General features: G+C 73.3%; 17 protein-coding genes. 15 read left to right on the forward strand and 2 right to left on the reverse strand.

Features of this window, described 5'->3' with window-relative positions:
• Nucleotide 1: 1 nt before the first annotated feature.
• Nucleotides 2-724 (reverse strand): response regulator transcription factor, encoded by a 723-nt coding sequence (locus ACIQRW_RS00445; RefSeq protein WP_403752226.1) that lies wholly within the window; start codon nucleotides 722-724, stop codon nucleotides 2-4.
• A 310-nt stretch (nucleotides 725-1,034) separates the two neighbouring features.
• Between ACIQRW_RS00445 and ACIQRW_RS00450 the strand changes: the two genes are divergently transcribed.
• From ACIQRW_RS00450 to ACIQRW_RS00520, 15 genes are all read left to right on the forward strand, one after another.
• Nucleotides 1,035-2,336, forward strand: coding sequence for a cytochrome P450 (locus ACIQRW_RS00450; protein WP_403752228.1), 1,302 nt, complete (start codon nucleotides 1,035-1,037; stop codon nucleotides 2,334-2,336).
• A complete protein-coding gene (locus tag ACIQRW_RS00455; RefSeq protein WP_403752231.1) occupies nucleotides 2,333-3,586 on the forward strand; it encodes a cytochrome P450 in 1,254 nt (417 codons plus the stop codon). The genes ACIQRW_RS00450 and ACIQRW_RS00455 overlap by 4 nt, the downstream gene beginning before the upstream one ends.
• 45 nt (nucleotides 3,587-3,631) lie before the next feature.
• On the forward strand, nucleotides 3,632-4,579 hold the full coding sequence (locus tag ACIQRW_RS00460) for an ATP-grasp domain-containing protein (RefSeq protein WP_403752234.1): 948 nt from the start codon (nucleotides 3,632-3,634) through the stop codon (nucleotides 4,577-4,579).
• Entirely contained in the window at nucleotides 4,576-6,141 is a 1,566-nt protein-coding gene (locus ACIQRW_RS00465; RefSeq protein ID WP_403752237.1) for a hypothetical protein, read from the forward strand. Before ACIQRW_RS00460 ends, ACIQRW_RS00465 begins: the two co-directional genes overlap by 4 nt.
• Entirely contained in the window at nucleotides 6,138-7,235 is a 1,098-nt protein-coding gene (locus ACIQRW_RS00470; protein WP_403752240.1) for an AAA family ATPase, read from the forward strand. The genes ACIQRW_RS00465 and ACIQRW_RS00470 overlap by 4 nt, the downstream gene beginning before the upstream one ends.
• Nucleotides 7,235-11,689 (forward strand): FxSxx-COOH system tetratricopeptide repeat protein, encoded by a 4,455-nt coding sequence (gene fxsT / locus ACIQRW_RS00475; protein ID WP_403752243.1) that lies wholly within the window; start codon nucleotides 7,235-7,237, stop codon nucleotides 11,687-11,689. Before ACIQRW_RS00470 ends, fxsT begins: the two co-directional genes overlap by 1 nt.
• A gap of 97 nt (nucleotides 11,690-11,786) precedes the next feature.
• Complete coding sequence (locus tag ACIQRW_RS00480) at nucleotides 11,787-12,950, forward strand: alpha/beta fold hydrolase (protein ID WP_403752246.1); 1,164 nt, start codon at nucleotides 11,787-11,789, stop codon at nucleotides 12,948-12,950.
• Nucleotides 12,947-14,086, forward strand: coding sequence for a caspase family protein (locus ACIQRW_RS00485; protein WP_403752248.1), 1,140 nt, complete (start codon nucleotides 12,947-12,949; stop codon nucleotides 14,084-14,086). The genes ACIQRW_RS00480 and ACIQRW_RS00485 overlap by 4 nt, the downstream gene beginning before the upstream one ends.
• Nucleotides 14,087-14,184: 98 nt before the next feature.
• The gene (locus tag ACIQRW_RS00490) at nucleotides 14,185-14,379 is read left to right on the forward strand and encodes a hypothetical protein (protein WP_403752251.1); all 195 of its coding nucleotides are present in this window, start codon (nucleotides 14,185-14,187) and stop codon (nucleotides 14,377-14,379) included.
• Between the two features lie 65 nt (nucleotides 14,380-14,444).
• Nucleotides 14,445-16,379, forward strand: a complete 1,935-nt coding sequence (locus ACIQRW_RS00495; RefSeq protein ID WP_403752254.1) for an aKG-HExxH-type peptide beta-hydroxylase — start codon at nucleotides 14,445-14,447, stop codon at nucleotides 16,377-16,379.
• Between the two features lie 209 nt (nucleotides 16,380-16,588).
• Nucleotides 16,589-18,091, forward strand: a complete 1,503-nt coding sequence (locus ACIQRW_RS00500; protein WP_403752257.1) for an aldehyde dehydrogenase family protein — start codon at nucleotides 16,589-16,591, stop codon at nucleotides 18,089-18,091.
• Nucleotides 18,092-18,193: 102 nt separating this feature from the next.
• On the forward strand, nucleotides 18,194-19,801 hold the full coding sequence (locus tag ACIQRW_RS00505; RefSeq protein ID WP_403752259.1) for a GMC family oxidoreductase: 1,608 nt from the start codon (nucleotides 18,194-18,196) through the stop codon (nucleotides 19,799-19,801).
• Entirely contained in the window at nucleotides 19,798-20,964 is a 1,167-nt protein-coding gene (locus ACIQRW_RS00510; protein WP_403752262.1) for a glycine betaine/L-proline ABC transporter ATP-binding protein, read from the forward strand. The genes ACIQRW_RS00505 and ACIQRW_RS00510 overlap by 4 nt, the downstream gene beginning before the upstream one ends.
• Nucleotides 20,964-22,949, forward strand: coding sequence for an ABC transporter permease (locus ACIQRW_RS00515; protein WP_403752265.1), 1,986 nt, complete (start codon nucleotides 20,964-20,966; stop codon nucleotides 22,947-22,949). The genes ACIQRW_RS00510 and ACIQRW_RS00515 overlap by 1 nt, the downstream gene beginning before the upstream one ends.
• 1 nt (nucleotide 22,950) lies before the next feature.
• On the forward strand, nucleotides 22,951-23,925 hold the full coding sequence (locus tag ACIQRW_RS00520) for an ABC transporter substrate-binding protein (RefSeq protein ID WP_403752268.1): 975 nt from the start codon (nucleotides 22,951-22,953) through the stop codon (nucleotides 23,923-23,925).
• 63 nt (nucleotides 23,926-23,988) lie between these two features.
• Here ACIQRW_RS00520 and ACIQRW_RS00525 read toward each other — a convergent pair whose 3' ends face one another.
• Nucleotides 23,989-25,356 carry a cytochrome P450 gene (locus tag ACIQRW_RS00525; protein ID WP_403752271.1) on the reverse strand — a complete coding sequence of 456 codons (1,368 nt, stop codon included), beginning with the start codon at nucleotides 25,354-25,356 and terminating at the stop codon, nucleotides 23,989-23,991.
• Nucleotides 25,357-25,596: the final 240 nt, after the last annotated feature.

Consider the following 25,596-nt stretch of genomic DNA (forward strand, 5'->3'; position numbering starts at 1 on the left):
CCTACGCACGCCGGATCGCCTTCGCCGGGTCGGTGAGTTTGTAGCCGACGCCGAACACGGTGAGCAGGCGCTCCGGCCGCCGCGGGGCCCGCTCGATCTTCTTGCGCAGGTTCATGACGTGCACGTCGACGGTCCTGGCGCTGATGTAGCGGTCGAACCCGTGGAGCTCCTCCAGCAGCCGCTGACGGCTGAACACCCGGTCCGGTCCCGCCGCCAGGGCCGCCAGGATCCGGAACTCGCCCGGGGTGCACTCCACCGCCCCGCCGCCCACGGACACCTCGTGCCGCGCCGGGTCGACCACGAGGGCGCCGACACGCAGGACCGGGTCCTCGACCACCGGCTCCGGGGCGGCGGTGCGCCGGGTACGCCGCAGCAGGGTACGGACGCGGGCCATCAGCTCGCGCGGACTGTAGGGCTTGGTCATGTAGTCGTCGGCGCCGAGGTCGAGACCGAGCAGGAGGTCGTCCTCGGTCGAGCGGGCGGTCAGCATCAGCACCGGCAGCTCGCGGTTCTCGGACCGCAGTACCCGCACCACGTCCAGGCCGTCGGCCCGGGGCATCATCACATCGAGAACGAGCAGGTCGGGTTCCTGGTGCCGGACGGCGTCGAGCGTGGCGAGGCCGTCGCCCACGACCCGTACGGCGTGTCCTTCCCGTTCCAGATAGCGGCGTACGAGCTCGGCCTGTTTCTCGTCGTCCTCGGCAACTATGACGTCAGCGCACACGCCCCGATCGTAGAGCGGGGGGATTACGGCGCGAGCCCGGGGCGGCCCCCGCGCCGTCCACATCCCGGACGCGACCCCGACCCGGACCGACGGCCGTCGGTGGCCGGCCGAGCCCCGCGACGATGGCGACCTTGTGATCAAAGGTGTGCAGATGTCATGGGAGAACGGGCGGAACATGAGGTCGAATCGTTCGGAGTTCGGGCGAAAATGAGCGCGAACAGCTCCGGTGGTTCACGCAACCTCCTTATAGTGGTGCCGCGTTGATCGTATGGTCGCAACGCGCGAAGCCGCCGCCCCTGGAGTCCGTACGATGACGAACCCCTCGTCCGCCACGCCCGCGTCCACGGCCGGCACCGGAGGAGGCTGCCCCGTGGGCGCCGGTACGGGCGCCGTCGTGCTCGGCGGGCCAGGCTTCCCCACCGAGCCGCAGGAGCTCTACCGGTCCATGCGGCGCGACCACGGGCCCGTCGTCCCCGTCGAACTGCCCGGCGGCTTTCCCGCCTGGCTGGTGATCGGCTACCGGGAACTCCACCAGGTCACCAGCGACGGGGAGCTGTTCCCCCGGGACGTCTCCCTGTGGAACCAGTGGGCAAACGTCCCCGCCGACTGGCCGCTGCTGCCCATGGTGGGCACCCCCATGCCGTCCATCTACTTCACCGCCGGAGCCGAGCACCGCCGGCACGTCGACATGGTCGTACCGGCTCTCGAAGGGGCGGACCCCTTCGAGATCCGGCAGCACTGCGAGCAGTTGGCCGACCGCCTCATCGACGCCGTCTGCACCCGGGGCACCGCCGACCTCGTCGCCGAGTTCGCCGAGCCGCTGCCCGTCCTCGTGCTCGCCCGGCTCGTCGGCTTCCCCGACGACGAGGGCGCCGACATCGCGCGGGTACTCAAGGACCTCGCCGACGGCGGCCCCGGCGCGCAGAAGGCGCACCTGAGCTTCGGTGAGCACATGCAGCGCCTCGTGGCGGCGAAGCGGGCGCGGCCCGGCGACGACGTGACGTCCCGGATGCTCGCCCACCCCGAACCGTTCACGGACGAGGAGTACGCGCTCGACCTGATGGCCATCACGGCCGCCGGCCACCTGACCACCGCCGACTGGATCAGCAACTCCACCCGGCTGATGCTCACCGAGGACCAGTTCGCCGACGCCCTGTCCGGCGGCCGGCACAGTGTCGCCGAGGCCATGAACGAGGTGCTCTGGGAGGACGGGCCCACCCAGATCCTGGCCGGCCGCTGGGCCGCGCGCGACGCCCGGCTCGGTGGACGGAACATCGCCCGCGGCGACATGCTGCTCCTCGGCCTCGGCGCGGCCAACGCCGACCCGCACATCCGGCAGCAGGTCACCGCCTCCGCCGTCCGCTCCGGGCAGGGCGGCAACAGCGCGCACCTGGCCTTCAGCCACGGCGAGTACCGCTGCCCCTTCCCCGCCCAGGAGATCGCCGAGATCATCGCCCGTACCGGCATCGAGGTGCTGCTGGACCGGCTGCCCGACCTCGAACTGGCCGTCCCCGCCACCGAACTGGTCCGCCGGCCGTCCGCGTTCCTGCGCGGGACGACCGCCCTGCCCGTCCGCTTCACTCCCGTACGCACGACAGGAGACGCGTTGTGAACTGCCCGCACACTGCCGCCGCGCCGGCCGACCGGGGCGCCGGGACCGTCGTCATCGACCCCATGGTCCAGGACCTGGACGGCGAGACCGCACGGCTGCGCGACGCCGGGGTCCTCGCCCGGATCGACCTGCTCGGCGTACCGGCCTGGACGGTCACCCGGCACGCCGAGGCACGCCAACTCCTCCTCGACCCGCGGCTGGTGAAGGACATCGACGCCTGGGGCCTCTGGCAGAGCGGTGCGGTGACCCACGCGTGGCCGCTGATCGGCATGATCGACGCCGGGCGTTCCATGTTCACCGTCGACGGGGCCGAACACCGGCGGCTGCGCACCAAGACCTCGCAGGCGCTCACTCCCCGCCGCCTGGAGACGATCCGCCCGGAGATCGAGAAGTTCACCCAGGAGCTGCTGGACGCCCTCGACGCCGCGCAGGGGGACGACGGGGTCGTCGACCTGAAGGCCGTCTTCGCCCAGCCGCTGCCGATGCGGGTGGTGGGCCTGCTCATGGGCGTGGACGAGTCCCAGCACGCCATGCTGACCAGGCAGTACAAGGCGTTCTTCTCCATGCTCACCCCGCAGGACGAACGCCTCGCGCTGCTGGCCGAGTTGGACGTCTTCTACACCGACCTCGTACGGGAGAAGACCGCCCGGCCCACGGACGATCTCACCAGCGCGCTGATCCTGGCCGAGGAGGGCGGCGAGCCGCTCACCGAGGAGGAGGTGGTGGGCAACCTCAAGGCCATGGTCGCCGCCGGGCACGAGACCACCATCGGCCTCGTCCTCAACGCCGTACGCGCCCTCCTCTCCCACCCCGACCAGCTGCGCATGGTGCTCACCGGGGAGGTCGGCTGGGACGCGGTGATCGAGGAGACGCTGCGCTGGGACACCCCCACCACCCACCTGCTGATGCGGTTCGCCACCGAGGACATCACCGTCGGCGACGACGTGATCCGCAAGGGCGAGGGAGTCGTCGTCTCCTACCGGGCCATCGGACGCGACATCGAGCAACACGGCCCCGACGCCGACGCCTTCGACATCACGCGGCCCACCCGGAACCGCCACATGACCTTCGGCCACGGTCCGCACATCTGCCCCGGGGCGGCCCTGTCGCGCGTCGAGGCGGGCATCGCCCTGCCCGCTCTCTTCACGCGTTTCCCCGGACTCCGCCTCGCCGTCCCGGACGAGCAGATCACCAAGCTGCCGGTGATGACGCAGAACGACATGACCGCCTTCCCGGTCCTCCTGGGCTGACGGCGAAACCGGCGAAACCGGCGGACAGGGGGAGGGAGGAGTCGCATGCCGTCCGGACCCGGCTTCCTGGCGCTCCCGCCCCATCGCTCCAGCACGGCCTCCCTCCTGTCCGACGCGGCACACCGGCGCGGCATGGAGGTGACCGTGCTGCCCGCCGACGGAGTCCCCGAGCGGTACCGGAGGAGGGGAGACGGGCACTACTACGGAGGCCCGCGCTTCGGCGCCCGGGTCGCGGGCCCGCTCGGGGTGGCGCTCCTGGAGCCGCACGACGGGTGGCTGGACGCCCTTCCGGGCGCCTTCACCGGCCGGAGCGTCAGCCGGGTGCCCCTCTCCGAGGCCCGGCGCCGTACCGGCCCGCTCTTCGTCAAGCCCCCCACCGACAAGAGCTTCCCCGCCGCCGTCCACCCGGACGGCGCCTCTCTCCCGCAGCCTCCGCCGGGCTCCGGCGACCCGCTCGTCCAGATCAGCGAAGTCGTCAGCTGGGACGACGAGTTCAGACTCTTCCTGCTCGACGGCGAGGTCCGCACAGGATCGCGCTACGCCGTGCACGGCCGGCTCGACGCGGCCCCACTGGCCGGTCACCCCCAGGAGGCCGCCGTACGTGCTTTCGCCGACCGGCTCACCGAGGAGTGCGGGGACACCCTGCCCGGAGCCGTCGTCGTGGACGTCGGACGGATGCGCCGCCCCGGCCGGGAACCCGACTGGGCGGTCGTCGAGGCCAACATGGCCTGGTTCAGCACCGTGTACGCCGCCGACCCCGACCGCGCCCTGGACGTGGTCCTCCGGTCGGCGGGCCCCGGCGGGCTGGTCCGCGAGCGGGACCTGGCGTTCCGGACGGGACCGCCCCACCGAGCCCGCGTCCAGGGTCTGAGCAGCGCTCCGCACGGGGCCGCAGGGGCACGTGAAGGCCCTGGTTACCGAAGATTCAGTCGTGGTAACTTCGCGTTCAGCCATGTGAGTTGGACCGACTCGGCGGGGGATGGTCGGCGATGAATGCTGTCCCGCACGGGCACCCGGGACCGGACCTGATGCAGATCCTCGTCGACGCGCTGACCCTGCTCGACTGCGTCAAGGACCGGAGCCAGCGCGTCGAGTTCGTGAGCACGGTGGGGTACCGACTCGGCGTCGAACTGACCTACCCGGACAGCACGCCCCGGATCGACATGACGCATCTGGTCCGCAAGGTGATCCACCGGCCCGACGGCCCCGAGGCGCTCGTCTACGCGGTCCGCACCGTCTCCGGCAAGGACGACGCCGAACGGATCGCCGCCGAGGCCGGCATCCGGACCGACGGCGGCCGGCCGGGGCCCTGGCCCGCGCCCGTCTTCGCCGAGGACATCGCCCGGCAGGCGCGCCGGCTGCTCGTCGAGGCGAAGGACATCGACAGCGGGCGCCTCGCCGCCCTCCTCGGCGACGAACTGCCCGGGGACCTGCCGGACCACGGAACGCCGACCGAACTCTTCGACCACGCACTGGACATGACCGCACGCGCCGACGGTCTCCCCGCAGCCGTCGTCCTCGTCGAGGCGGCCGCCGCCCTGTCGGCCGAGCAGGGCGCGGCGCTGCGCCGGTGGGCGGACCGCTGGGCGGAGGCGGAGGAACACGCCGCCCCGGCCGGCGACGCCCGGGCGGCGGTCGCCGGGGCGCAGGAGGCGCTCGCCGACTGCCGGCGGCGCCTGGAGCGGCCCGCCGCCCCCGACCCGACGGTGCCCCGGTGTCTGGTCGTCATGGTCGAACCGGCCCGCGACGGTTCACCGGACGTCTTCGTCCGGCACTGGCTCAACAAGGTCCCCGGCTACTGGCGGCCGGAGCAGGGCGCCATGGAGACCGTCACCCTGAACACCCTGGCCGGAGCGGTCGAGCGCGCCGTCCAGCGGGGCGAGGCGCTGTGGGCCGACACTCCGAAGGGGCCTGCGGAGCCACCGGAGCCAGGCGGCCGGGCAGGGAAGGCGGGGGTCGGTGGGGGCCCGGTCCACGTCGAGTTCCTGCTCCCCTTCGACCTGCTGAACCACGACATGGCCCGCCTGGAACTGGGTACCGGAGACCCGAGGCCCCGGCCGATCGGCATGCACTACCGGGTCCATCTGCGCAGCCTGGACCGGATGCGCGGCGACGCCGGGCAGTTGCGCCGCTGGCAGGCCCGCTGGGATCAGCTCCGGACCGCGACCGCCCCGGCCCCCCACCGCTGGAAGGCCGCGGACCGGCACGGATTCGAACGCTGGCGTGCCCACCTCGCCGGGGACGAGTCGCTCACCGCGGTCATCCTCGACGCGCCCGCCGTCCAGGGGCACGGTCTGGAGGCGTTGCAGGCCGCCGTCGTCGAGGGAGTGGGCGTCGCCGCCTGGGACCGCAGGGCCGAAAGCTCCTCCCGGTCCAGCGAACTGCTCACGCTGCTTCTGGGGCACACGTACGCACAACTACCGGAAAAGGTGCACAGGTTGAGAGCGGGGGCGGAGATCGAGGAGGACGGCCCCCTGTGGGTGGGCAGGCACATCGCGTTCTTCTGGGACGACCCGTACCGACTGGTCGATCGTGAGGAGTTGTTGTCGGCATGACCGGAGAGGCCTCTGTCGTACCACCGTCGCCGCCGCCCCCGTGGTGGGTCTTCCACGCGACCGGAAGGGCGCCCGGGGGCGAGCCGCCGGAGCTGCCGACGCCGCCGCCCTGGCGTACGTTTCCCGGTGGTCCGCTCCAGCCGCCGCCGCCCGAGGACGACCGTGCCGCGGAGCGCCGCCTCGGCCGGATCCAGGACGGGCCGCAGCTGCGCCGCGAGGAGATCGACGCGGTCAACGCCGCGCTGCTGCTGCGCCGCCCACTGCTCATCACCGGCCCGCCGGGCGTCGGCAAGTCCACCCTCGCCTATCTGATCGCCCGTGAGCTGGGGCTCGGCCGGGTCCTGCCCTGGAGCGTCGTCAGCCGCAGCACGCTCAAGGGAGGCCTGTACGCGTACGACGCGATCGGCCGCGCCCAGGCGATCGCGGCCTGGCGGGCAGCCGACGCCACGAGCGCGCACGGTCCCGCCCCCGACGCCGTCGGCGGGGACCCGGACGGACGCGGCCCGGCCGGTGAAGGGCCCCCGGCGCTGGGGGACTTCGTCACCCTCGGCCCGCTCGGCACCGCCCTGCTCGCCTACGCGCGCCCCCGGGTGCTGCTCGTCGACGAGCTGGACAAGAGCGACATCGACCTGCCCAACGACCTCCTGCACGTGCTGGAGAACGGCAGCTACGAGATCCCCGAACTCGTGCGGAGCAACGAGGAGTCGGCGACCGTGTTCACGGACGACCCGCGTGGCTCGGCGAGGGTCGAGGGCGGCCGGGTGGAGTGCGCGCAGTTCCCCGTCGTGGTCATCACGAGCAACGGCGAACGGGAGTTCCCCGCCGCGTTCCGCCGCCGCTGCCTGCCGCTGGAGATGCGGCCGCCGAGCCGCGAGCAGCTGATCGGCATCGTCGTCAGCCATCTGCGGCAGCGCCCGGAAGGTGTCGAGGCGTTGGTGGACGAGTTCGAGAAGCGTCTGCGCGGCGGCGGCACCCAGTCGATCGACCAGTTGCTCAACGCCGTCCAGCTGACGACCGCGGGCGGTTTTCAAGCGGATGCCGACGGGCGTAAACTCATCGAGATGCTCCTCCGAGACCTCTCGAAGGGCCGCTGATGAACGGCTTGCCCAGGGAGCGTGCTCCGGACCCCGCGTCCGTGCCGGCCGACTCCCCCGATCCCACCACCGGCGACCGGCACGAGGACGACGGCCCGCCGGACCCGGGCGGAGCCGACTGGACGGAGCTCGCCGACGCCGCCTGGCTCGCCGCCGCCCGCCTCGACGCCCAGCGCACCCCCGGACCCGCCCCGGACCACCCGCCCCACGCCGAACGGCACCCCGACACGCCCGGCCCCGACACCTCCGGGTCCGGGCCACCGCCGGCCGCCGGCCCGCCGCCCGCCGGAGGGCCGGAACCGCTGCTCGGCCCGGACCCCGGCACAGCGTCCGACCCCGCGCCCCACGCCGTGCCCGGGGTCTCCGGGCTGCCCGGGCCACCGGCGTACGAACGGGAGATCAGGACCGTCCAGGAGCGCACCCGCACCGGCCCCGAACGGCTGCCGGGCCCCCGCCCCCGGGCCGTGCGGACGGCCATGCCGCGGCTGGCCAGGTCGCTGCGCGGGCTGGGCCGCAGGGTGCCCACCGGGGGCCGGAGCGCGCTGGACGAGGAGAGCACGGCCGAGCACGGGCTCACCGACGGACTGTGGGTCCCCTACTTTCTCCCCGACCGCGAGCGGGCCTTCGACCTGGTGCTCCTCGTCGACCGGGCCCCCACCATGCCGCCGTGGGGCGCCACCGTCCGGCAGATCGCCGAAGAGGCCGCCCGCAGCGGGGCCTTCCGCGACGTCCGCACGGTCGGGGTGGCCCTGCCCCCCGGGTCCGGCGAGCCCGCGCTGCGCTGGCCCGGCGGACGCGACGGTGACCCCGCCGAACTGCTCGACGGCCGCGGCGCCCGGCTCTTCCTCGTCGTGACGGACGGGCTCGCCCACGGCTGGGCGGGCCCCGGAGCCGACCGGTTACTGGAACGGCTCACCTCCGGCGGGCCCACCGCGCTGGTCCACCTCCTGCCGCCCTATCTGCGCCACCGCTCCTCGCTGTTCCCCTTCCGCGCCCAGCTGGACGCCGGAGGTTTCGGCGCGCCGAACCGGCGCTTCCGCTTCCGTCCGCCGCTCGGCGCGCACGACCCCGTCCGGCCGCTGCCCGAACCGGACGACGACACCGTGCCCGTACCGGTGCTCAGCGTGCGCGCCGGGTCCTTCCGCGCCTGGGCCGACCTGGTGACCGGCGAACGCGGCGTGCGGCGCACACTGCCGGTGGTCCTGGCGGGCGCGATGGCCAAAGGCGCCTCCGCCCCCGGGCTGCGCACCCCGGTCGTCGACGGCCCCCGGGCGGCGGCCGCCGCCGTACGCAGGTTCCGCTCGCTCGCCAGCCCGTTGGCCCGGCAGCTCGCCGTCCTGCTGGCACTCGCACCCATGGACTTCGCCGTCATCGACGAGCTGCGCGACCTGGCCCTGCCGGACGCCGGGCCCGAACACCTCGCCGAGGTCATGATGGGCGGGCTGATCGACTGGGACGCCGACGCCGGGAGCGGTCCGGACTTCGCCGACGACGTGCGCGAAGCACTGCTCGCCACCAGCACCAGGACCCAACTCGCCCGCACCGTGGGCCTGCTCGCCGAACTGCGTACGGGGCAGGGCCACGGTGCGCGCCTGCGCGCGGCCCTCCACGACCCCGTGCGCACCGCCCTCCCCGGTGCGGAGCCCGGCGTCCGCCCCTGGCTCCGGATCGAGCTGGCGGTGCTGCGGGCGCTGTCGGGCCCCTACGCCGGCCGGGCCGCCAGGGTGGCCGCCCGCCTGGTGGGTTCGCCGGACGACCCCCCTGCCCGGCCGGGTGAGATCGATGCGGATTTGCTGAAAGATGCCCCGAACTGGGCAAAGCTGCCACCGGACAGCGTCGTTTCACCAGGAGGACCCGTGCCGCCCACGACACCCCCAGCAGCTGACACCTCGGCACCAGCTGACAACACCGCCCGGAGGGCTCACGAGGAGATGGAAGTCAAAGCGCCGGAAGCACGCGTCGTCCGTTCGGGCCAGCCGAGGATCATGGGCAACGTACCGCCCAAGAACCCCAACTTCACCGGCCGCGAGTCCCTTCTCGCCGCCGTGGAGCGGCAGCTGACCGAGGACGAGACGACGGCGGTCCTCCCGCACGCACTGCACGGCCTCGGTGGCGTGGGCAAATCGCAGATCGCGGTGGAGTACGTCTACCGTCACAGCGGCGAGTACAACATCATCTGGTGGATCCCCGCCGAGCAGGAGAGCCTGATCCTGGCCGCGCTCGCCGAGCTGGCGGCCGGCCTCGGCCTGGAGGTCGGGCCGCAGGCGAACACCGCCGTCCCCGCCGTCCGCGAGGCCCTGCGCACCGGCAAGCCCTTCGACAACTGGCTGCTGGTCTTCGACAACGCCGAGGACATCGAGTCGGTGCGCTCGTACTTCCCCAACGGCGGACCGGGAAAGATCATCGTCACCTCGCGCAACCGGGAGTGGGAACGGGTCGCCACCCCCCTCAGCGTCGATGTCTTCGACCGTGAGGAGAGCATCTCGCTGCTCCAGCGCCGGGCCCGGGGACTGAGCACCCATGACGCGGGCCGGCTCGCCGAGGCGCTCGGCGATCTGCCCCTGGCCGTCGAACAGGCCGGCGCCTGGCACGCCGCCACCGGCATGCCGGTCGACGAGTACCTCCAACTGCTCGACGAACGCCGCCCCGAGATCCTCGAACTGGCCCCGTCCCCGGACTACCCCCTGCCCGTCGCCGCGGTCTGGGACATCTCGCTCGGCCGGCTGTCCGTCGAGAACCCGGCCGCCCGCCAACTGCTCCAGATCTGCGCCTGCATGGCACCCGAGCCCATCCCGCTGAACATGCTCCGCGGCGGCCGCAACGTCCAGATCACCCCCGAACTGGACCCCGTGCTGCGTGACCCGCTGCTGCTCGCCCGCGCCACCCGCGACCTGAGCAAGCTCTCGCTGGTGCGCCTCGACCACAAGGCCGGCACGCTCCAGATGCACCGGCTGATGCAGAACGTGATCGTCGCCCGGCTGGATCCGGACGAGCGGGAGGCGATGCGCGACGCCGCCCACCTCCTCCTGACCACCGCGAAACCCGGACTGCCCGCCTCACCGGAACAGTGGCCCACCTACCTCGGACTGCTGCCCCACGTGATCGCCTCCGACGCGGTCAACAGCTCCGACGGCTGGGTGCGCGACCTGGTGTTCGACATGGTCACCTTCCTCTACTACTGGGGTGCGCACCAGGCGGGAGCGGACCTGACCCGGCGGGCGTGGGAGGCCTGGAGCGAGCAGTCGGCGGAGGCGGACCTGCATGTCATCCGGATCACCAAGATGCTCGGCTTCTACCTCCAGCACCTCGGCCGGATCCCGGAGGCCGCGGCGCTGAGCGAACAGGCCATGGAGATCTCGCGCAGCGCACCGATCCCGGAGGAGGAGCTCATCGACTCCATGCTCCAGATGGCCGGTTCGCTGCGCCACCGGGGCGACTTCCACGCCGCCGGGGAGCTGGACGCCGAAGCCTTCGAGCGGGCCGGCGACCTCTACGGCCCGGAGGATCCGACGACGCTCAGCGCCGCGCACAGCTACGCGATCTCGCTGCGCGTGAACGGAGACTTCCGACGGGCGAAGGAACTCGACGAGGAGACGGCCAGACAGCGCCGGCTGCTCTACGGGCCGACCAGCGGGCTCACCCTCAACACCCTGCGGTCCCTGGCCACGGACATCCGTGAGGCGGGTGACTTCCTGGAGGCCCGGGTCCTACAGGAAGCGACCTACCAGACCCATCTGACCCACTTCGGGGCGACCAACGCGGCGACGATCCGGGCCGCGCTGAACCTCGCGATCTGCCGACGCCGCGCGGGCCTGCTGGAAGGCGCGGCGGAACTGTCCGAGGCGGTCCTGGACCAGTTCACCACCCGGTACGGCGCCGAGTACCCGGAGACCCTGGGAGCCGCCATGGCGGCGGTCGTCGACCGCAGGATCGCGGGCAGGCTGGAGGACTCCCGGCGCCTCGGCCGGCAGATCCTCGACCGCTACCGGGACATCTTCGGTGAGCACCACCCGTACACCCTGTGCGCCATGGTCAACGTGGCCGCCACCCTGCGGGCCATGGGCGAGGTGGAGGAGGCCGAGCGGCTGGACACGGCCGCGGGGGCACGGCTCCGGGCGGACCTGGGGGAGCGGCACGTCTACTCCCTGGCCGCCGCGCTGGGCCGCGCCAACGACCACTACGCCCGGCTGGACTTCGCGGGCGCCCTGGAAGTGGACAGCGCCACACTGCCGCTGCTCACCGAGGTGGCCGGCGAGGACCATCCCTTCACCCTGGTCTGCGTCGCGAACCTCTCCCTGGACCAGCGCGGACTCGGCCGCCCCGGGGAGGCGGACCGGCTCAACGCCCAGGCGGTGGAGGGCCTGACCCGAGTGCTCGGGGAACAGCACCCGTGGCGGACCTCGGCCCGGCTGCATCAGCGCATCGAGTACGACGTGACGGTGATTCCGTTGTGAGGCGACGGATCGGGCCGGGGCTCCGGCACCTGGTCCGTTCGGACCACGGGGCCCGGCCCGGACCGGCGGGCCGGTGGACCACTGACGGGGGCGACGCATGACCACGGTCATATTCATTCACGGCACGGGCGTGCGGCCGCCGCACGCCGAGGCCCTGTACACACGGGTCACGGCCTCGCTCGTCGGCGCCGCACCGGGCGTGCGGGTCGTACCGCTCGACTGGGGAGAGCGGTACGGGGCCCGGCTCGCGGCGGGCGGGGCCAGCATCCCGTACGACGGGGCCGGCGCCACCGAACGGGACGCGGAGAGCGAGGAGGACGACGAGGCCGCCGGCTGGGAGCGTCTCTACCGCGACCCGCAGGCGGAGCTGGCCCTCGCCGCCGCGCGCGGCCCCTCGGGCGAGATCCCGCCGGGCGCCGCCTTCCCCGACGAGGAGTTCCGGGAGCGGCTGGCGGCGCTGACCGCCCGGGGCGAGGCGGCCGCCCCGGAGCTGGGCCCGGGTCTCGGTGCGCGGGCCGCCGCCCTGGCCCGCAGTCCGCTGCTGGCCCCGGCCGCCGAAGCCACGGACCCCGAAGCCCTGGCGACACTCCTGGCCCGTGCGCTGGTCGCCGCCGTGATCGGCGCGGCCCTGGCCGAGGACGCGCCCGTGATCCCCGACGGGGCCACCCGCGACGCCGCGGTGGACCGGATCGCCCGGGAGCTCGGCGCCGCGACGCCCGGTACCAGCAGGGGGCCGGTGGGCCGCCTGGCCGCCCGGCCCCTGACGCGGCTCGGCTCCCGGTACGCGGTGCGCCGCCGCCGCGCCCTCACCGGGGCCGCCCACCCGGCGGCCGGCGACGTGCTCACGTTCCTCGTCCGCGGCGGCCCCCTGCGCGCCGCCCTGCGCGAGCTGGTCGCCGCCGTCGAGCCCCCGGTGGTCCTGCTCGGCCACAGCCTCGGCGGGATCATCGCCCTCGACACCCTGATCGAGGCCCCGCTGCCCGACGTCCGGCTGCTGGTCACGGTGGGCTCGCAGGGGCCGTTCCTGTACGAGACGGGGGCGCTGCCCCACCTCGAACACCCGGAACCGCTGCCCGCCCACGTCCCCGCCTGGCTGAACATCCACGACCGCCGCGACCTGCTCGGCTTCGCCGCCGCACCGCTGTTCCCCGGCCGGGCCGAGGACATCGCGACCGACAACCGGCAGCCGTTCCCCGCGGCCCACAGCGCCTACTGGACCGATCCGGCCGTCTACCGCGCCATCGCGGAGCGGCTGCCGTGACCGCGGACGGTGTCGACCCGGCGCGTGTGGTGGCGCTCGTCGTCGGCGTCGAGGCCTATGCGGCGGGCCCGCACTGGACGCTGCCGGGGCCGGTCCGCGACGCGCTGCGCTTCCGGGACTGGCTGCGGTCCACGGGCGTGCCGGACACCAACATCCTGCTGCACCTCGCCCCGGCGGATGGGACGGACGCCGTCACCGGCCACCGCGGCGCCGACCACGAGACCCTGCGCCGGGTCCTGGTCCACGAACTGCCCACCCGGCAGGGGGACGTGCTCTGGGTCTGGTGGGGCGGGCACGGCGTCCTGGACCGGGACGAACACCTGCGGCTCTACTGCGCCGACGCCACGGACGCCGACCGCCGCAACATCGACCTGGAGTCCGCCAGACGCCGCCTGAGCAGCGATGTCCTGCCCGGCTTCGCGGAGCAGAACTGGGTCGTCGACGCCTGCCGGACCTTCGAGGAGCGCCACCGCCCGGCGGTCACGATCCCGGACGGGAGCCTCCCCGCCGGGCAGCGACTGCGCGTGCACCGGCAGAACGTGCTGCTGGCCGCCGACCGGGGGCAGCGCGCGGCCAACGACCCCGTGCGCGGCCTGGGCGTCTTCTCGGACATTCTCCTGCGCGAGCTGGCCGCCCTGCCCGGCGGTCCGGCTCCCGACCCGGAGGCGCTCTTCGCGGCCGTCCGGGACCGGTTCGACCGGCTGCGCGCCGAGGGGAGCCACACCCAGCTCCCCACGCTCCAACTGCAACGCCCCGGCCACGCGGAGCACCTGCCCGACCGGCCGGCGACACCGCCCCCGGCGAACGGAGTCCGCCCCGGACCCGACCGGACGGGCGGCGGTCTTGTCCGGGTGGTCGAAGCGCTCCTCGCCTATCCGCTGATGAGCGACCGGGACGAACGCCAGACGATGGTGGGGGAGCTGGACCCGGTCCTGGTGGCGCGGATGCCGCGGCACGCGGTGCCCCGTACGGACGTCCTGGGCATTCTGCGGACGCTGCGGCGGCGCCCGGAGGGCCCCTGGGACCTCTACCGGGCCGTCACCCTGCTCGACGACGATCCAGCCAGGGCCGCCGAACTGGAGGAAGCCCTGCGGGAGTTCCTGGCCGAGGACCGGCCCGGTCCGCCCGGACCGTGATCGTACGACGTGATCGCACGGGTTTCCGGAAGGCAACCCATTCGTCATGATGGGAAGGGACGGGTGGCATCGTGTGCCGCCGGACCGAAAAGGGGGAAATGGCCTTGCAGCAGACGGCATCGGCCGGTGATCCGGCCGACTACCTGGAGTCCGATGTGGCGGACCTGGCGGAAGTGGGCGTCGCCACCCTGCGCGCCCTCGCTCCCGCACCCGGACAGCGTCTGCTGGAGGAGATCCGAAGAGCGCGCACCAGCACACTGTCCCAGGAACCCCCTGGCCCTCGCGCTGACTGAGCGCTGCGCGGCCCTCCCGGAAACGGGCCCCCGGGCCGTGTCGGGAACACGACGGAGGAGCGCGGGTGCACGGACCGATGCGGATGCCCGGCCACTGGTTCGACGAACTCGCCGCGGGCGGTGGTTCGGTGGAGGCCGTCGGCTTTCTCGTGGAGGGCGAACGGGCCCGACGCCTCGTCCTGCTGAGGGAGTTGCTGAGCCGGCTGGAGGAGCGGCCCGCGCTGCTCGGCCCCGCCGACCTGGGCGCCATCTGGCGGACCGTCGAACGGGCCGAGGTCCGAAGGCCGGAGTGCGTGGAGGAGTTGCTGCTCAGCCCGCAGGTGGGGAGCTGGCTCTCCCACACGCTGCGCCGCCTGCACGGTACCTCGGCCGGCTCTCCGCTGTGGGTGGACGCCGGACACCTGGCCGCCGTCGCCCTGGTGGCCGCGCTGAGGGCCGGGACGGCCGCCGAGCTCGTGGTGCCCGCGAGGGAGGGCGCGGTGGCCCTGCCGACGCTGGGCCTGGCCCGGCTGCCGGGCATCCCGCTGCTGGGCTTCCACCCGGTCCACGCGCGCTTGCAGGAAGGGGAGTTGCAGCTCGTCCCGGCCGGACGGGGCACCGGGGCGACGACGCTGACCGTGCGACCGATCACCGCGCCGCCGAGCGCCCTGTGGTGGCCGACGCACCGGCTGCCGGTCCGGCCGGGCGGGCCCGAGGTCGCCCTCGACGACACCGACCCGTACCGCGACCTCGACCGCCCGATCCCGCCCCAGCGGCTCACCCCGCGTGAACTGGGCTCCTGGCAGAGCCTCTTCGCCGAGGCGGTCGCGCTGCTCGGCCCCGCCTCCGGCCCTGGCCCGCGTTCCGGCGGTACGGGGCCGGGCACGCTGCGCCCGGAGGAGATCGGGCGCATCGTGCCCTGGCCCGGACGGCTGCGACACGGCCCCGGCGCGGGGTTCAGCGCCTCCACCGCCGACGCGTTCGGCTCCATGGTGGTGGCCCGGCCCCCGGACGGCGCGGCGCTCGCGGAGGCGATGGTCCACGAGTTCCAGCACAGCAAACTCGGCGCGCTGCTGCACCTCTTCGCGATGCTCGACGACGATCGCGCGGAGGAGTACTACGCCCCGTGGCGCCCGGACCCGCGTCATCTGCCGGGGCTTCTCCACGGGGCGTACGCCTTCGTCGGCGTCGCCGGATTCTGGCGGGACCGGATCGGGGTCCGGGCGGCCGATCCGCTGGACCTGGCACCCTTCCGGTTCGCGCTCCGCCGCATCCAGACGCGTACGGTCCTGCGGACCCTGGCGACCCGCGCCGCGCTCACCGGGCCCGGCCGCCGGCTGGTCGCGGGACTGACCCGTACCGTCGACGGCTGGCTCCGTGAGCCGGTGGACGGGCGGGCCGTTGCGCGGGCCCGCGCGGCGGCGGCCGGTCACCGGGTCGAGTGGCGGCTGCGCAATCTGCGGTGCGCGGACGAGGAGCGTGCCGGGCTGGCGGCGGCGCTGCGCACGGGGGCTCCGCCGCCGTCCGTGGGGCAGCCCGTGTTCGTCCCGGCTTCGGAACGTACCCACTGGCAGGACGTGCGGGGCGCGCTGTACCTCCGCCCGGACATCGCGCCGGACAGCGCGCTGGACGTCACCGTCGCGGACATCGGGCCGGACATCGGGCCGGACATCGCGTCGGGTGTCGCGTCGGTCGCCGTTCCGGACGTCGCCGTGGGCGCCGCGTCGGCCACCGTCGCCCGCGGCGTACGCCCCCAGGCCACGCCACCGGTCCGCGCGGATGTGCTGCTGGTCCGGGGGGAGGCCGCCGCAGCACGGGAGGCGTACCGGGAGCGCTGGTCCGAGGCGCCGGGGGACCCCCATCCGCTGGCGGGCTGGCTGCTGGCACACACCGCGCTCCACCCCGGCCACCGGCGGCTCCTCGCCCGCCCGGAGCGGTTCGCCGCCGCTGTCGCGGGGGAGGGGCCGGAGGTGTGGGAGCACGCGGCCCAACGGCTGGCCGCCCCACAACCACCCGCCTGACCAGCACCGGGCCGCCCGCACGGAGGGGCCGGGGCCTCTCGGGGAGGCCTGCACGCGTGAGGCGCGTCACTCTGCGTGAAATTCTCGGCATACATTCCGCCGGACCGGGGAGGGGTCCAGGCCGCTGGTGCGGCCGTACCCCGGTTCACCGCGCAGCACGCCCCGGCCGAACCGGAGGGGGCATTTCAGGCACGGAAGGCGAAATCGACATGTCGGCGCTCAACACCATCCACATCGACGGCACCTGGCGGGCCGCCGGATCAGGCGCGACACGCGAGGTCATCGACCCCGCCGACGCCACGGTCCTGGCCGTCGTCGCGGAGGGCGGGGCCGAGGACGCCGACGCGGCGATCGCGGCGGCGCGACGCGCCTTCGACGACGGCCCCTGGCCGCACAAGCCCGTCGCCGAGCGGGCCGGGCTGCTGCGCCGGGTCGCCGAGCTGCTCCAGCGTGACCGCGAGGAGATCGCGATCACCGAGAGCCGCGACACCGGCAAGACCCTCGAAGAGGGCCGGGTCGACGTCGACGACGTCACGAACGCCTTCCGCTACTTCGCCGACCTCGTGATGAACGAGAGCGGCGGCCGGGTCGTTGACGCGGGAGACCCCGACGTCCACAGCATCGTCGTCCACGAGCCCGTCGGCGTCTGCGCCCTGATCGCCCCCTGGAACTACCCCCTCCTCCAGGCCAGCTGGAAGATCGCCCCGGCCCTCGCCGCCGGCAACACCTTCGTGCTCAAGCCCAGCGAGGTCACCCCGCTCTCCACGGTCCACCTGATCCGACTGCTCTCCGAAGCCGGTCTTCCCGACGGCGCGGCCAACCTCGTCACCGGCGCGGGCGACCCGGTGGGCGCGCGCCTCTCCGAGCACCCGGACGTCGACCTGGTCTCCTTCACCGGCGGCCTCGCCAGCGGTACGAAGGTGGCCCGGGCGGCCGCGCCGACCGTGAAGAAGGTCGCCCTGGAGCTGGGCGGCAAGAACCCCAACGTGGTCTTCGCCGACGCCTGCGCCACCGACGAGGGCTTCGACACCGCCGTCGACCAGGCACTGAACGCCGCGTTCTTCCACAGCGGCCAGGTCTGCTCCGCCGGGGCCCGCCTGATCATCCAGGACAGCATCAGCGAGCGGTTCGTCACCGAGCTGGCCCGCCGCGCCGACGCCATCCGCCTCGGCCGGGGCACCTTCGACGGCGTCGAGTGCGGCCCCCTCGTCTCCGCCCAGCAGCTCGCCAAGGTCGAGGCGTACGTCGCCTCCGCCCGCGAGGAGGGCGCCATCGTCCGGGCCGGCGGCGAACGCCCGGAGCCCAACGACGTACGCCCCGAGGGCGGCTACTTCTACCGGCCGACCGTCCTCGACGGCTGCCACCGCGAGATGCGGGTGGTCCGCGAGGAGACCTTCGGCCCGATTCTCACCGTCGAGACCTTCCGTACCGAGGAAGAGGCCGTCACGCTGGCCAACGACACCGACTACGGCCTCGCCGGCGCCGTCTGGACGACCGACGCGGGCCGGGCCCGCCGGGTCGCCGGACGGCTGCGCCACGGCACCGTCTGGATCAACGACTACCACCCCTACCTGCCGCAGGCCGAGTGGGGCGGCTTCGGGAAGTCCGGCACGGGGCGCGAGCTCGGCCCGACGGGGCTCGCCGAGTACCGCGAGTCCAAGCACATCTACCAGAACCTGAACCCGCGCCCCCAGCGCTGGTTCGCCGGCTGACGCCTGCGGGGACCGGGCGCCTTCCGCGGAATCCGCCCGGTCCCGCCCGGCTGTTCGCAGCACCACGTACACGCACGAACCTTGCAGAAGGAGCAGTGACCGATGCCTTCCACCCCCCGCAGCACCGCGGTCCCCGACGGCCCCGTGGCCGACTACGTGATCGTCGGCGGCGGCACCGCCGGATCGGTCATCGCCTCCCGGCTCACCGAGGACCCGGACGTCACCGTCACGGTCATCGAGGGCGGCCCCACCGACATCGACCGCGACGACGTGCTGACCCTGCGCCGCTGGCTCGGCCTGCTCGGCGGCGACCTCGACTACGACTACCCCACCACCGAGCAGCCGCGCGGCAACTCCCACATCCGGCACAGCCGGGCCCGGGTCCTCGGCGGCTGCTCCTCGCACAACACCCTCATCAGCTTCAAGCCGCTGCCCGGCGACTGGGACGAGTGGGCCGAGGCGGGCGCCGAGGGCTGGGGCGCGGCCGCGATGGACCCGTACTTCGCCAAGCTGCGCAACAACATCGTCCCGGTCGACGAGAAGGACCGCAACGCCATCGCCCGCGACTTCGTCGACGCCGCCCAGCAGGCGGCCGGGGTCCCGCGCGTGGACAGCTTCAACCGCAAGCCGTTCCACGAGGGCGTCGGCTTCTTCGACCTCGCCTACCACCCCGAGAACAACAAGCGCTCCTCCGCCTCGGTCGCCTACCTCCACCCGCACATCGAGGCCGGCGACCGCCCCAACCTGCGGATCATGCTGGAGACCTGGGCGTACCGGCTGGAGTTCGACGGCACCCGCGCCACCGGCGTACACGTGCGGACGAAGGACGGCGAGGAGATCCTGCTGCGCGCCGCCCGCGAAGTCATCGTCTGCGCGGGCGCGGTGGACACGCCCCGGCTGCTGCTGCACTCCGGGATCGGTCCGCGCGAGGACCTGGCCGCACTGGGCATCGACGTACGCCACGATCTGCCGGGCGTCGGCGAGAACCTGCTCGACCACCCCGAGTCCGTCATCGTCTGGGAGACCGACGGGCCCATCCCGGAGAACTCCGCGATGGACTCCGACGCGGGACTCTTCGTCCGCCGCGACCCCGAATCCCGGGGCCCGGACCTGATGTTCCACTTCTACCAGATCCCGTTCACCGACAACCCGGAGCGGCTCGGCTACGAGAAGCCCGAGCACGGGGTGTCGATGACCCCGAACATCCCCAAGCCGCGCAGCCGGGGCCGCCTCTACCTCACGAGCGCCGACCCCGAGGTCAAGCCGGCCCTGGACTTCCGCTACTTCACCGACGAGGACGACCACGACGGGCGCACCCTGGTCGACGGCATCAAGCTCGCCCGTGAGATCGCGGCCACCGAACCGCTGGCCCACTGGCTCAAGCGCGAGGTCTGCCCCGGCCCCGAGGTCACCTCGGACGAGGACATCAGCGAGTACGCCCGCAAGGTCGCCCACACCGTCTACCACCCGGCCGGCACCTGCCGGATGGGCGCGGCCGACGACCAGCAGGCCGTCGTGGACCCGCAGTTGCGCATCCGGGGCCTGGAAGGCATCCGGATCGCCGACGCCTCCGTCTTCCCGACCATGCCCGCCGTCAACCCGATGATCGGGGTCCTGATGGTCGGCGAGAAGTGCGCCGAACTTCTCGCGGACCGGGCGCGTGACACCGCGCCGGTCACCAGCACCAGCACCGGAGGCGATGCCCGATGACCGGAACCGAGACCCTCAAGGCCGCCGGGAACACCAAGGCCGACGAGAACCCCGTGTTCTCCGTACGTAACCTCTGGAAGGTCTTCGGCCCCAAGGCCGACCGGATCCCCGGCGGCGAGCACGCCGCGCTCCCGCCCGCCGAACTCCGTGCCGCCACCGGCTGCACCGCCGCCGTACGCGACGTCTCCTTCGACGTCCGCAAGGGCGAGGTCTTCGTCGTCATGGGCCTGTCGGGCTCCGGAAAGTCGACCCTCGTACGCTGCCTGACCCGGCTGATCGAACCCACCAGCGGCACCATCGCCATCGACGGCGAGGACGTCCTCGCGATGGACCGCTCCCGGCTGCGCGAACTGCGCCGCCACCGCGCCGCGATGGTCTTCCAGCACTTCGGACTGCTGCCGCACCGCACGGTGTTGGACAACGTCGCCTACGGCCTGGAGATTCAGGGCCTGAGTAAATCCGAACGCCGTTCCAAGGCGGCGGAGTTGGTGGCGAAGGTCGGTCTGGCGGGTCTGGAGGACCGCCGACCGTCGCAGCTCTCCGGCGGCCAGCAGCAGCGCGTCGGGCTCGCCCGCGCGCTCGCCGTCGACCCGTCCGTCCTCCTCTTCGACGAGCCGTTCAGCGCGCTGGACCCGCTGATCCGCCGCGAGATGCAGGACGAGGTTGTCCGGCTGCACCGCGAGGAGGGCCGCACCATGGTCTTCATCACCCACGACCTCAGCGAGGCACTGCGCCTCGGCACCCGGATCGCACTGATGCGCGACGGCGGCATCGTCCAGCTCGGCACCCCCGAGGAGATCGTGGGCTCGCCCGCGGACGACTACGTGCGCGAGTTCGTCCGCGACGTGCCGCGCGAGCAGGTCCTCACCGTCGCCACGGCCATGCGGCCCGCGCTCGCCGGGGAGAGCGAGCGCGGCCCGGCCGTACGCCCCGGGGCAACCGTCCACGAGGCCATCGAAGCGGTCTCCCGCTCCGGCGACCCCGCCGCCCGGGTGATGGACGGCGGCCGGCTCGTCGGCGTCGTCGACCACGCGTGCCTGCTCGACGTCGTCGCGGGAACGACCGGACCCGGCCACGCGACCGCGACCGCCACCGCGTCCGGCGCCCCCGACACCCCCGCCGGCCCCGACGCGCCGGACGGATCCCGCGAGGTGACCCTCTGATGGCCACCGCCCAGGCCACCCCGGCCCGCCCCGCGCAGGCGGGCGCGCGCCGGGGACCACTGGCCGTACTCCGCGATCGCCCGGCAGCGGCCAAGCTTCTGCTGCTCGCTCTCGTCGCCGTCGTCGTCGTCCCTCTCGTGCACGGCCGCTGGGGCGGCGGCGTCTGGCCCGACGCGCTGACCGCCGACCTCTCCGCGCCGCTCGGCGACGTGACGGACTGGATCGTCTCCAACCGCGACAGCCACCCGCTGTTCCTCTACTTCTTCGGCCACATCAGCAACGCCGTCGTGCTCTCCGTACGCGGGGTCTACCTGGTTCTCCTGGCCCTCGGCTGGGCCGGCGTCACCGTGTTCGCCGCCGCCGTCGCCTGGCGCGTCGCGGGGATCCGGCTCGCCCTCACCGCGGCCGTCTCGTTCCTGGTCTGCGGGCTGCTCGGCATGTGGGTGCCGACCATGCAGACGCTCGCGCTGATGGCCGTCGCCGTCCTCGCCTCCGTGGTGCTCGGACTGCTCCTCGGACTGGCGGCCGGACTGTCCGACCGCACGTTCCGCATCCTGCGCCCGGTGCTCGACACCATGCAGGTGCTGCCCGCCTTCGCGTATCTGCTCCCCGTGGTGCTGGTCTTCGGCATCGGCGTCCCCGGAGCCGTCCTCGCCACTGTCGTGTACGCGGCTCCGCCGATGGCCCGGCTCACCGCGCTCGGACTGCGCGGCGCGGACGCCGGTGTGATGGAGGCCGTCGCCTCGCTCGGCGCGACCGGACGGCAGCGGCTGCTGAGCGCCCGGCTCCCGCTGGCCCGCAAGGAACTCCTCCTCGGCCTGAACCAGACCATCATGATGGCGCTCTCCATGGCCGTCATCGCCTCCGTGATCGGCGCGGGCGGCCTCGGCGACCGCGTCTACCAGGCGCTGTCCTCCGTGGACGTCGGCGCCGCGCTCGCCGCGGGCATCCCGATCGTGCTGCTGGCCGTCGTCCTGGACCGTACGACGGAGGCGGCCGGCCGCCGCATCGGCGCCGAGCCCACCGGTCCGGCCCTGCTGCGCGGTTGGCGCGGCTGGTCCCTGGCCGCCGTGGTCACCGCGGCCGTCGCCGTCGTCGGACGGGCCACCGACGGCCGGGTGTGGCCCGAGGACGTGACCGTGGCCATCGCCGGACCGGTCAACACCGCCAAGGACTGGATGGTCGACCACCTCTACACCGGGGTGCCCGTCGTCGGCGGCACCGCCGATCTCGCCTCCCACTTCACCAGCGGCGTCCTCAACCCGCTGCGCAGCGGGCTCACCGGTCTGCCCTGGTGGTCGGTGCTGCTGATCGTCGCCGCTCTCGCCTGGACCATCGGCACCTGGCGCACCGCCGCCACCGCCGTCCTCGCCATGGCCGCGATCGGCGTACTCGGCGTGTGGGAACCCTCGATGGACACCCTCAGCCAGGTGCTCGCCGCCGTCGCCGTCACCCTGGTCATCGGCTTCGGCGTCGCCGTCGGAGCCGCCCGCAGCGAACGGCTGGAGAGGCTGCTGCGACCGGTCCTGGACGTCTTCCAGACCATGCCGCAGTTCGTCTACCTGATCCCCGTCGTCGCTCTCTTCGGCGTCGGCCGCGCCCCCGCCGCCGCTGCCGCGGTGATCTACGCGCTGCCCGCCGTCATCCGCATCACCACCCAGGGACTGCGGGGCGTCGACCCGGCGGCCATGGAGTGCGCCCGCTCGCTCGGCGCGACCCCCGGCCAGCAACTGCGCCAGGTCCAGATCCCGTTGGCCAGGCCCTCCCTGCTGCTCGCCGTCAACCAGGCGGTCGTGCTGGTCCTCGCCGTCGTCATCATCGGCGGACTCGTCGGATCGGGCGCGCTCGGTTACGAGGTGGTCCTCGGCCTCGCCCAGGGCGACCTGGCCACCGGCCTCGTCGCCGGAGCGGCGATCGTCTGCCTCGGTCTGATGCTCGACCGGGTCACCCAGCCCACCACCCGCCGCCAGCGACAGGAGAGCTGAGATGAACCGCTCCCGCACCCGTCTGCTCGTGGCGCTCGCCTCGGCCGGGGCCCTGCTGGCCACGGCCGGCTGCGGCGCCGCCGACATGACCAAGCAGGCCTCGCCCTTCGCGGCCCCCGCCGGGGTCAAGACGGTCACCCTCTCGGTCCAGTCCTGGGTCGGCGCCCAGGCGAACGTCGCCGTGGCCGAGCAGCTCCTCAAGGAGAAGCTCGGCTACCGCGTCGACCTCGTCCAGACCGACGAGGTCCCCGCCTGGGACGCCCTCAGCCAGGGCCGGGTCGACGCGATCCTGGAGGACTGGGGCCACCCGGACCAGGAGAAGCTGTACGTCGACGAGAAGAAGACCATCGTCCGGGGCGGCGACCTCGGGGTCACCGGCCACATCGGCTGGTACGTCCCGAAGTACTGGGCGGACGAGCACCCCGACGTCACGGACTGGAAGAACCTCGACAAGTACGCCGAGGAGCTCAGGACCGCCGAGAGCGGCGGCAAGGGCCAGCTGATGGACGGCTCGCCCTCCTACGTCACCAACGACGTGGCGCTGGTGAAGAACCTGGACCTGGACTACAAGGTGGTCTTCGCCGGCTCCGAGGCGGCCCAGATCACCCAGATCCAGCAGTTCGCCAAGGAGAAGAAGCCCTTCCTCAGCTACTGGTACCAGCCGCAGTGGCTGTTCAACGAGGTGCCGATGGTCGAGGTGAAGCTCCCCGAGTACACGGACGCGTGCGCGGCCAAGGACCCGGCGGACATCGACTGCGCGTACCCGACGACACCGCTGCAGAAGTTCCTCAACGCCGACTTCGCCGAGCGCGGCGGCGAGGCGTCCGCGTTCCTGAAGAAGTTCCACTGGTCGGAGAAGGACCAGAACGAGGTCTCCGAGATGATCGCCTCGCAGAAGCTCACGCCCCAGGAAGCGGCGAAGCGCTGGATCGAGCGCCACCCGGACGTCTGGAAGAAGTGGCTTCCGCAGGACTGACCCCGTCCGGCGCCCGGCCCCTCTCCCGAGGGGCCGGGCGCCGACTGTTCTCCGTCCGCCCCGCTACCGCGCCCGGACCGTCGCCAGCACGTCCCGGTCCGGCTGGAGCGTCAACCCCGTCAGCGGCGTGATCTCGCCCGGGTCCACGTCCAGGGTGAAACGGCGGGCCAGCACGGCGAGGAGAAGGACGGACTCCACCATCGCGAAGCGCGTGCCGATGCAGACCCGGGGGCCGCCGCCGAACGGGAACCACGCGTACTCCGGGATCTCGTCCCCGTCCTCGGCGTCCCAGCGCTCGGGCCGGAACTCCTCCGGCTCGGGGAACCATCGCGCGTCGCGGTGCGTGGCCCACTGGCTGCTCCACACCCGGGTGCCCTCCTCCACCGGCAGGCCGCCGATCGTCGCCCCCTCCTTCGCGATCCCGGTGATCAGCCAGACCGCCGGGAACAGCCGCAGGGTCTCCTTCACCACGGCCTGGGCGTAGTTGAGTTGTGCGTAGTCCTCGAAGCCGGGCTCCCGGTCGCCGAGCACCCGGTCCAGCTCCTCGGCGAGCGCGTCGCGGACGCGTGGGTTGCGGGCGAGCAGGTACCACGCCCACACCAGCGTCGTACTCGTCGTCTCATGACCGCCGATGTACAGCGTGACCGCCTCGTCCCGGATCTCCTCGTCGCTGAGGCGCGTCCCGCTCTCGTCTACGGCGGTGAGCAACCGGCTGAGCAGATCGGGGCGTTCCTCCTCGCCGTCCCGGTGCCGGGCGACGACCCGGCGCACCTCGGCGTCGATGACGGCGGCGGCCTTCCTGATCCGCGCCCGGCCCGGTGTCGGCACCCAGTCCGGAAGCAGCGCGCCGAGCCCGGCGAACTCCTTGCCGATCTCCATCTGGGCGACGTCCATCGCCCGGCCCATCGCCTCGGAGTCCGCGGGGGTGTCCACCCCGAAGATCGTGCGCACGGCGATCGACTGCGTCAGCGCGGACATCTCCCGCTTGACGTCGACCCGTTGGCCGTCCGCCCAGCGGTCCGCCAGCTCCACCGCACAGCCCGCCATCGTGGTCGCGTACGACTTGACCTGCTTGGGCCGCACGGAGGGCTGTACCAGCGAGCGCTTGCGCCGCCAGTCCCGGCCCCGCGCCACGAGCATCCCGTTGCCCAGCACCGTACGGAACGCGATGCCGAGCTTCGGCTGGTCGAACGTGCGCTCCGTCTCGGTGAGCAACTCGCCCACCAGGTCCGGGTCGGCGAGGAAGACGCACCGGTTGCGTCCGAACCGCCAGCGCACCATGTCCCCGTGTCCACGCAGGAGTTCGAAGAAGGCGAGGGGGTTCTTGCCGAACTGCGGCAGATTCCCCACGAGCGGCAGCCCCTTTGGCCCCGGCACGAACGCATGGCCGCGAGGCTGGGTGTGGCGTGCCGGGCCGGTCTGCGTGGACATCGAGGAACTCCGCTCCCTGGGGCGCGCCTTGCTGGCCCGCTACCGTTCGGACCTCATCGAACAGGATGAGGGTGGTACCCCGCCAGGGCGTCGACCGGGTGCGGCCGGAAGTCGTCATCTGGCATGCGGCGTACGTGAGTTGTCGAGAGTAGACGCCGCCGCCTCCGGATTCGAACAGGGTTGCGGCCGGACTTTCGCGATCAGGCGGGAATCCCGCCATGACGATCGATCCGCTGGTCG

Origin of the sequence: Streptomyces sp. NPDC091287, from assembly GCF_044768525.1 — a bacterium.
In the GTDB taxonomy this organism is placed as follows: Bacteria; Actinomycetota; Actinomycetes; order Streptomycetales; family Streptomycetaceae; genus Streptomyces.